The following is a 4,798-nucleotide window of genomic DNA, read 5'->3' as shown; positions in this document are numbered from 1 at the left end:
AAACCATTCAAGGTTATAGAATCAAGCCTCACGGGCAATTAGTACTGCTTAGCTTCACACATTACTGCGCTTCCACATGCAGCCTATCAACGTCGTAGTCTTCAACGGCCCTTTAGGGAGATCAAGTCTCCAGAGAATACTCATCTTGGAAGGGGCTTCCCGCTTAGATGCTTTCAGCGGTTATCCTGTCCGAACTTAGCTACCCGGCTATGCCACTGGCGTGACAACCGGTACACCAGAGGTTCGTCCACTCCGGTCCTCTCGTACTAGGAGCAGCTTTCCTCAATATTCTAACGCCCACGGCAGATAGGGACCGAACTGTCTCACGACGTTCTGAACCCAGCTCGCGTACCACTTTAAATGGCGAACAGCCATACCCTTGGGACCCGCTTCAGCCCCAGGATGTGATGAGCCGACATCGAGGTGCCAAACACCGCCGTCGATATGAACTCTTGGGCGGTATCAGCCTGTTATCCCCGGCGTACCTTTTATCCGTTGAGCGATGGCCCTTCCATACAGAACCACCGGATCACTAAGACCTACTTTCGTACCTGCTCGACGTGTCTGTCTCGCAGTCAAGCTCACTTATGCCTTTGCACAAACCTCAGGATTTCCGACCCTGATTAGTGAACCTTCGCGCTCCTCCGTTACGCTTTAGGAGGAGACCGCCCCAGTCAAACTACCCACCATACACTGTCCCAAACCCCGCTAAGGGGCCATGGTTAGAACATCAGAACTACCAGGCTGGTATTTCAAGATTGGCTCCACCGGAACTGGCGTCCCGGTTTCAAAGCCTCCCAGCTATCCTACACAAGTAGGCCCAATGTTCAGTGCAAAGCTGTAGTAAAGGTGCACGGGGTCTTTCCGTCTAGCCGCGGGTACGCAGCATCTTAACTGCGAGTTCAATTTCACTGAGTCTTGGGTGGAGACAGTGTGGCCGTCGTTACGCCATTCGTGCAGGTCGGAACTTACCCGACAAGGAATTTCGCTACCTTAGGACCGTTATAGTTACGGCCGCCGTTTACCGGGGCTTCGATCAAGAGCTTCGCATAAGCTAACCCCATCAATTAACCTTCCGGCACCGGGCAGGCGTCACACCCTATACGTCCGCTTTCGCGTTAGCAGAGTGCTGTGTTTTTGTTAAACAGTCGCAGCCACCTGGTCTCTGCGGCCCCCGACAGCTATGAACCGTCAGGGGCGCACCTTCTCCCGAAGTTACGGTGCTATTTTGCCTAGTTCCTTCACCCAAGTTCTCTCAAGCGCCTTGGAATTCTCATCCTATCCACGTGTGTCCGTTTAGAGTACGGTCACTAATAAACTGAAGCTTAGAGGGTTTTCCTGGAAGCAGGGCATCGACTACTCCAACCTCGTAAGGTCGTCGCCATCACGCCTCAGCATTAAGCACCCGGATTTGCCTAAGTGCTCTGCCTAAACGCTTAGATACACACCAACTGTGTTCTAGCCTAGCCTTCTCCGTCACCCCATCGCATTTATTAGTGGTACAGGAATATTAACCTGTTTCCCATCGACTACGCATCTCTGCCTCGCCTTAGGGGCCGACTAACCCTGCGCCGATTAACGTTGCGCAGGAAACCTTGGATTTTCGGCGGACGGGTTTTTCACCCGTCTTATCGTTACTTATGTCAGCATTCGCACTTCTGATACCTCCAGCAAACCTTACGATTCACCTTCACTGGCTTACAGAACGCTCCTCTACCAATCGGATAAATCCGATTCCGCAGCTTCGGTGTACAGCTTGAGCCCCGTTAAATCTTCCGCGCAGGCCGACTCGACCAGTGAGCTATTACGCTTTCTTTAAAGGATGGCTGCTTCTAAGCCAACCTCCTGGCTGTCTGTGCCTTCCCACATCGTTTCCCACTGAGCTGTAACTTTGGGACCTTAGCTGGCGGTCTGGGTTGTTTCCCTTTCCACGATGGACGTTAGCACCCACCGTGTGTCTCCCTAGCTGATACTTCGCGGTATTCGGAGTTTGCAATGGGTTGGTAAGGCGGTCAGGCCCCCCTAGCCATAACAGTGCTCTACCCCCGCGAGTAATACTAGAGGCTCTACCTAAATAGATTTCGAGGAGAACCAGCTATCTCCGAGCTTGATTAGCCTTTCACTCCGATCCACAGCTCATCCCTGCATTTTTCAACATACGTGGGTTCGGTCCTCCAGTTGATGTTACTCAACCTTCAACCTGGCCATGGATAGATCGCTCGGTTTCGGGTCTACTCCTAGCGACTGGACGCCCTGTTAAGACTCGGTTTCCCTACGCCTACGCTATTCGCTTAAGCTTGCCACTAAAAGTAAGTCGCTGACCCATTATACAAAAGGTACGCAGTCACCCGAGTAAACTCAGGCTCCCACTGCTTGTACGTATGCGGTTTCAGGTTCTGTTTCACTCCCCTCTCCGGGGTTCTTTTCGCCTTTCCCTCACGGTACTGGTTCACTATCGGTCGATAAGGAGTATTTAGCCTTGGAGGATGGTCCCCCCATGTTCAATCAGGATATCACGTGTCCCGACTTACTCGTTTTCACGACTAAAATGATTTCAGATACAGGGCTGTCACCTACTCTGGCCACGCTTCCCAACGTGTTCTCTTATCATTAAAGCCGCTTAAGGGCTGGTCCCCGTTCGCTCGCCGCTACTAAGGGAATCTCGGTTGATTTCTGTTCCTCCGGGTACTTAGATGTTTCAGTTCTCCGGGTTAGCTTCGTTACCCTATGTATTCAGGTAACGATGACACCTTAGGGTGCCGGGTTTCCCCATTCGGAAATCCTCGGGTCAAAGCTAGTTTATCAGCTCACCGGGGCTTATCGCAGATTACTACGTCCTTCATCGCCTCTTATCGCCTAGGCATCCACCACATACGCTTAGTCACTTGATTCTATAACCTTGAACAGTCTGTAACGGCCTTTTGACTCCCGTTACGTTCAAAGCGAGTAACTATAACTTTGTAACGATTTATCTTGAGAAAATGTATTTCAATACTACATTTTTCAAATAACGTCTTCTGCTCATCACAAGTCAGATGACGTTACCTAGATTATTACTTATGTTGTTAAAGAGCATCCGCTGCCGGTGCAACGAAGCATTGACGAAACCGTCAGACAAATAACCGTGGAGAGTATCCCAAGGTAACTTGTCTGAAGATTTTGTCGAGAAAGACCAATTTCATAGTGGTGGAGAGTAGCGGGATCGAACCGCTGACCTCCTGCGTGCAAGGCAGGCGCTCTCCCAGCTGAGCTAACCCCCCGCTATCAGCGGCAGTGCAACAATTGGTGGGTCTAGGTGGATTTGAACCACCGACCTCACCCTTATCAGGGGTGCGCTCTAACCAACTGAGCTATAGACCCAAGGTTCGACCGCGAACACCCGAAGGTGATGCATCGCCGTGTCTTTCTCTTTCATTAGACCAAATGACTTGTGTGGGAATTCGTAGCCGACTCAACTGTTATCTTTAAGGAGGTGATCCAGCCCCAGGTTCCCCTAGGGCTACCTTGTTACGACTTCACCCCAGTCATGAATCACTCCGTGGTAACCGTCCTCCCTAAGGTTAGACTAGCTACTTCTGGAGCAACCCACTCCCATGGTGTGACGGGCGGTGTGTACAAGGCCCGGGAACGTATTCACCGTGGCATTCTGATCCACGATTACTAGCGATTCCAACTTCATGGAGTCGAGTTGCAGACTCCAATCCGGACTACGACCGGCTTTGTGGGATTGGCTCACCCTCGCAGGTTCGCGACCCTCTGTACCGGCCATTGTAGCACGTGTGTAGCCCATCCCGTAAGGGCCATGATGACTTGACGTCATCCCCACCTTCCTCCGGTTTGTCACCGGCAGTCTCCTTGGAGTTCTCAGCATTACCTGCTAGCAACCAAGGATAGGGGTTGCGCTCGTTGCGGGACTTAACCCAACATCTCACGACACGAGCTGACGACAGCCATGCAGCACCTGTCTCAGTGCTCCCGAAGGCACTAAAGCGTCTCTGCTATATTCACTGGATGTCAAGGGATGGTAAGGTTCTTCGCGTTGCATCGAATTAAACCACATGCTCCACCGCTTGTGCGGGCCCCCGTCAATTCCTTTGAGTTTTAGTCTTGCGACCGTACTCCCCAGGCGGTCAACTTAATGCGTTAGCTGCGCCACTAAGTGCACAAGGCACCCAACGGCTAGTTGACATCGTTTACGGCGTGGACTACCGGGGTATCTAATCCCGTTTGCTACCCACGCTTTCGCACCTCAGCGTCAGTTCTGGACCAGGGAGCCGCCTTCGCCACTGGTATTCCTTCAGATCTCTATGCATTTCACCGCTACACCTGAAATTCTACTCCCCTCTTCCAAACTCTAGTTACCCAGTATCAGAGGCAATTCCCAGGTTGAGCCCGGGGCTTTCACATCTGACTTAAATAACCGCCTACGCGCGCTTTACGCCCAGTAATTCCGATTAACGCTTGCACCCTCCGTATTACCGCGGCTGCTGGCACGGAGTTAGCCGGTGCTTCTTCTAAAGTTAACGTCAAAGGTCAGAGGTATTAACTCTAACCCCTTCTTCACAATTGAAAGTGCTTTACAACCCTCAGGCCTTCTTCACACACGCGGCATTGCTGGATCAGGCTTGCGCCCATTGTCCAATATTCCCCACTGCTGCCTCCCGTAGGAGTCCGGGCCGTGTCTCAGTCCCGATGTGGCTGATCATCCTCTCAGACCAGCTATAGATCGTCGCCTTGGTGAGCTCTTACCTCACCAACTAGCTAATCTAACGCAGGCTCATCCAATTGCACAAGGTCC

At 51.9% G+C, this 4,798-nt stretch carries 2 tRNA genes and 2 rRNA genes; all 4 read right to left on the bottom strand.

What is annotated here, in order from left to right:
• Positions 1–17: 17 nt before the first annotated feature.
• Positions 18–2,891 (bottom strand): 23S ribosomal RNA (locus DKW60_RS14700).
• Positions 2,892–3,184: 293 nt separating this feature from the next.
• A tRNA-Ala gene (locus DKW60_RS14695) sits at positions 3,185–3,260 on the bottom strand.
• A 23-nt stretch (positions 3,261–3,283) separates the two neighbouring features.
• A tRNA-Ile gene (locus DKW60_RS14690) sits at positions 3,284–3,360 on the bottom strand.
• A 105-nt stretch (positions 3,361–3,465) separates the two neighbouring features.
• Positions 3,466–4,798: ribosomal RNA gene (locus DKW60_RS14685) — 16S ribosomal RNA — on the bottom strand; the annotation flags it as partial.

Origin of the sequence: Leucothrix pacifica, from assembly GCF_003172875.1 — a bacterium.
Classification (GTDB): domain Bacteria; phylum Pseudomonadota; class Gammaproteobacteria; order Thiotrichales; family Thiotrichaceae; genus Leucothrix; species Leucothrix pacifica.
The sequence above is the reverse complement of the archived record's forward strand: the minus strand, read 5'-3'. Positions and strand labels throughout refer to the sequence as shown.